General features: G+C 62.4%; 4 protein-coding genes. 1 reads left to right on the top strand and 3 read right to left on the bottom strand.

Annotated features, from left to right (window positions below; all coding sequences use genetic code 11):
- Nucleotides 1-950: DUF1329 domain-containing protein (locus tag AAAB16_RS04020; protein WP_340662186.1), on the top strand; the 950-nt coding region annotated here is incomplete at its 5' end.
- Nucleotides 951-1,173: 223 nt separating this feature from the next.
- On the opposite strand, the gene AAAB16_RS04015 is transcribed toward AAAB16_RS04020, so the two are convergent.
- The 3 genes from AAAB16_RS04015 to AAAB16_RS04005 all read right to left on the bottom strand — a co-directional run bounded on the left by AAAB16_RS04015 (nt 1,174) and on the right by AAAB16_RS04005 (nt 4,195).
- Entirely contained in the window at nt 1,174-1,962 is a 789-nt protein-coding gene (locus AAAB16_RS04015; protein WP_340662185.1) for an EF-hand domain-containing protein, read from the bottom strand.
- 395 nt (nt 1,963-2,357) lie between these two features.
- Nucleotides 2,358-3,452: an ATP-binding protein gene (locus tag AAAB16_RS04010; RefSeq protein ID WP_340662184.1), complete on the bottom strand. Its 1,095-nt coding sequence runs from the start codon at nt 3,450-3,452 to the stop codon at nt 2,358-2,360.
- Nucleotides 3,452-4,195 (bottom strand): response regulator, encoded by a 744-nt coding sequence (locus AAAB16_RS04005; RefSeq protein WP_340662183.1) that lies wholly within the window; start codon nt 4,193-4,195, stop codon nt 3,452-3,454. Before AAAB16_RS04005 ends, AAAB16_RS04010 begins: the two co-directional genes overlap by 1 nt.
- Nucleotides 4,196-4,524: the final 329 nt, after the last annotated feature.

Below are 4,524 nucleotides of genomic sequence, written 5' to 3'. Positions count from 1 at the left end.
CCAAGGTGCTCGACGGCGGCAATGGTTTTGCCGACGCCTATGGCGGCATTCCGTTTCCGATTCCGCAAAGCGGCGTGGAGGCGGTGTGGAATCATGTGGTGCGTTATCGCGGCACCTACGTGGTGCGCCGTTCCGCCGAGGCCGGCGTGCAGCGCAACGGCCAATACTCGCTGGTGACCTCGCAAGACGAAGCGCTGTTCCGCTTCTACAACCCCAAAGGCAACTACAGCGAACTCAACAACATCCTGTTTTATTACATGACCTTCACCACCGCCCCGGCGCGTTTGGCCGGCAATGGCGCGCTGGTGCAAGAGATGCTCGACCAGGTAAAAGAGCCGCGCCAAGCCTGGGGCTACAACCCCGGCCAACGGCGGGTACGGCGTGCGCCAACCCTGGCCTACGACACACCGATCGAAGCCTCCGATGGCCTGAAAACCGCCGACGACACCGACATGTACAACGGCGCCCCGGATCGCTACGACTGGACCTTGGTGGGCAAAAAAGAAATCTACATTCCGTACAACAACTACCAAATCACCAGCCCCGACGTTAAGTACGACGACCTGCTCAAACCCGGCCATATCAACCCCAAATACACCCGCTACGAACTGCACCGGGTGTGGGTGGTGGAAGGCAAGTTGAAGCCAGGGGCGCGGCATATCTACTCCAAGCGCACCCTGTTTCTTGACGAAGACAGCTGGGGCGCGGCGGTAGTCGACCAATACGACGGGCGTGGCGAATTGTGGCGGGTGTCCATGGCCTACCTGAAAAGCTTCTACGAACTGCCCACCGTGTGGACCGCGCTGGACACCTTCCACGACCTGCAAGCACGGCGCTACAGCGTGCAATGGCTGGACAACGAAGAGCCCGGCACCGCCGACTTCAGCAAGCCTTCGCCGGATGACGCCAACTTCAGCCCGGCCGCGTTGCGGCGCAAAGCGTCGCGGTAACCGACCCAACGGCTCTGCACTCTCTCCCGCAAGCGGGAGAGAGGACGGGGGAGAGGGGCGGGCTGAACTCGATTGCCAACGCGTAGGGTGTGCTGTGCGCACCAATGTGTCCTCGGGGGAGATCGTCTGGTGCGCGCAGCACACCCTACGAACCGTGGCGCCTCCTTGGCCATCAACAACAAAGGCGCCCGCAGGCGCCTTTGTTGTCTGTGCAGCACAGCGTTTAAGCGGCAACGCTGATCTGGCTTCCCACGCTGGAGGCGGTGTACCCGGCGCCGGTTTCGTATTGCTTCATCAGTGCCTGCACCAGGCTGGCGTACAGCGCGTTTTTGTCGCTGTCGCTGCTGGTTGAGGTATTGCTGGAGCTGTCGGTGGCGCTAAGCAGGGTGCTCAGTTCGTCTTTGCTGATGCTGCCATCGCCATCGGCGTCCAACTGGCTGAACAGCTCGTCGGTGTCGGCACCGCTGGCTGATGGTGGCGGTGGTGGCGGGCCGGCCAGGGCTTTGCTTTCGTCCAGGCTGAGGCTGCCGTCTTCATCGCTATCCAGGGAGGCGAACAGGGTGGCGATATCGTCGCTGCTCATGCCATCGCCAATGGCGCTGGTGAGCTCGTCCTGACTGACGCTGCCGTCACTGTCGCTGTCCAGGCTGGCAAACAACTCTTGCGGGTTCGGGCCGCCTGGGCCACCTGGCGGCGGAGGCGGGGCCATGGCGGCGGTTTCATCCTGGTCGATGCTGCCGTCGCTGTTGGCATCCAATTGTGTGAACAGATCGTCGATGTCGATGCTGGCCAAGCTGGAATCGCTTTCCTGGGCCTTGCTTAACGCCGAGGTCAGTTCGTCTTTATCAACGCTGCCGTCGCTGTTGCTATCGAGCAGCTTGAACAGTTTTTCCTGCGCATTTGTCGACCCACCCACGCAACTGGTAGCACTGGTGCTACTCGAACTGCTGCTACGTGAGCTGGCCGTCGAGCTATAGGAGTAGCTCGAGTAACCGCTGACACCACTTATCATGGGAGTCGCTCCTGTTGGAATTGGCCATCGCCGAAGAGGGTTTCTTCGGTGATGGCAGAGTCCGGGGGCTGTGTGTCGGGGGTGTGTGTGGTTTGTATCGCGGCATGTACATACGTGATGTCAGGTTTTGTCCGGCTACCGGCGTATGCAGCGACGACTCTGGATCCCCGCCTGCGCGGGGATGACGGGAGTTTTGCACAGACATCCGTCATCCCGGTGAAGGCCGGCATCCAGGTAAGCCGATGGAGTCATCGGCTGTCCGGCTACCGGCGTATGCAGCGACGATTCTGGATCCCCGCCTGTGCGGGGATGACGGGAGTTTTTGCATAGACATCCGTCATCTCCGCGAAGGCGGGGATCCAGGTACGCCAATAGTGTAGTCCGCTCGAAAAGCGCTATTGCCGCGGCAACCGCAACACGCAGGTAAGACCACCACCCTTTGTCTCACGCAGGGAAATGTCCCCACCCTGACGCTGCGCCGCTTCGCGGGCGATGGTCAGGCCCAGGCCGACGCCGCCGGAGTTGCGGTTGCGTGAGCCTTCGACGCGGAAGAAGGGTTCGAACACGCTTTCGCGCTGTTCCGGGGCAATGCCGGGGCCGTTGTCGCAGACGTGCACTTCGATGTAGTCGTGCTGGTCGTGCATTTCGATGCGTGCGTGGCCGGCGTAGCGCAGGGCGTTGTTGAGTAGGTTGCTGATGGCTGAGCGCAGGGCCAGCGGTTGTACGCGCAACGGTGCGCAGTGGCCGCTGAGGGTGACGTCGGCGCCTTGGTCTTGGGCATTTTCGGTGAGCGATTCCACCAGCGCTTGTACGTCGAACCATTGCAGCGCTTCGGTGGCGCGCTGTTCGTGCAGGTAGCGCAGGGTGGCGTCGAGCATGTCGATCATTTCGCTGAGGTCTTGCGCCATGCGTTCGCGCAGGTGGGCGTTGGGCACTTGTTCCAGGCGCAGTTTTAGGCGCGACAGCGGCGTGCGTAGGTCGTGGGAGACGGCAGCCAGCATGCGCCCGCGCTGTTTGACCTGTTCGCGGATGCGCTGCTGCATCAGGTTAAAGGTATGCGCCGCTTGGCGTGCTTCCACGGTGCCTTCTTCCGGCAGCGGCGGGGCGTCGAGGTTTTCGCTCAGGCGTTCGGCGGCCTCGGACAGGCGCTGAATCGGCCGGCTTAGCAAGCGCGCGCCAAACCAGGCGACCACGGCCAAACCAAGCATTTGAAACAGCAGCGGCACCAGCGGTCCGGCCAGTGGGCCGAGCATGGAACGAGGTGGTTGGCGGCCGTCCATGGGTGGCTCTGGCGGGCGCGGTTGGTTGGCACCGACAGGTGGCTGGTCGGTTGGGCCAGCCATTACCTGCTCTGGCGGTGGGCCCGGTGGCTGGCCGTTCCGTTGCGGGCCGCCGTATTGGCTAAACCAGGCAAAGGCCAGCAGGTGGGCGAGCACGATGGACAGCAGCATCATGCCAAACAGGCGGCCGAACAGGGTGTTAAAGCGCATCAACCGATCTCACGTGCGTCGAACAGGTAGCCCTCGCCGCGCACGGTTTTGATCAAGCGTGGCGATTTCGGATCGTCGCCGAGTTTCTGCCGCAGGCGCGAGACGAGCAAGTCGATGCTGCGGTCAAACGCTTCAATCGAACGGCCCCGGGCGGCGTCGAGTAATTGCTCGCGGTTGAGTACCCGGCGCGGGCGTTCGAGAAACACCCAGAGCAAGCGAAATTCCGCATTCGACAACGGCACCACCAGGCCATCGGGCGCTTGCAGTTGGCGCAGCACGCCGTTGAGTTGCCAGTCGTCAAAACGAATGCTCGAACGCTCATCGTTGCGCGGCGCATCGCGGTCATCACGTACGCGGCGCAGGATGCTTTGTATGCGCGCCACCAGTTCACGCGGCTCGAACGGCTTGGCCATATAGTCATCGGCGCCCAGCTCCAGGCCGATAATGCGGTCGGTGGGTTCGCAGCGGGCGGTGAGCATCAGGATCGGGATATCGGAATTGCTGCGCAGCTCCCGGCACAGTTCCAGGCCGTCTTCGCCGGGCAGCATCAGGTCGAGAATAATCACATCGAAACGGCTGGCGGCCAGGGCTTTGCGCATACCGGCGCCATCGCCGACGGCTTCGCTGGCAATGTTAAAGCGCGTTAAGTAACCGCTAAGCAGCTCGCGCAGCTCGATATTGTCGTCGACGATCAGCGCGCGGGTGGTTCTTGAGCGGACGTCCCGTTCGTTGAGGGCTTCCATCGGGAGTGGCTCCTTAGTTGTGCGGCGGTGCGGCGTGGGGGCGCCATGCTGAAGGGCGGGCGTATCGACAACATGTCGTTAATGTATCGGGCGCGATACAAAGCGTAGACGGATGTGCTTTGTGCATCGATCGAGGTTCTCCGCTAGATTCTGGGTCCCCGCCTGCGCGGGGACGACGGAGGATCTGGCTATAACACCGTCATTCCCGCGCAGGCGGGAATCCAGACTTTCGCGGCGGACACGATGGTGGCCATGACACAGGGATTTATGCGTGATGGCTGGCCCTCTCCCCCGACCCCTCTCCCGCAAGCGAGAGAGGGGAGCAGAGC

The sequence above is a fragment of the Pseudomonas sp. genome (genome assembly GCF_037994325.1).
Taxonomy (GTDB): domain Bacteria; phylum Pseudomonadota; class Gammaproteobacteria; order Pseudomonadales; family Pseudomonadaceae; genus Aquipseudomonas.
This window is presented reverse-complemented; position numbering and strand designations above follow the sequence as displayed.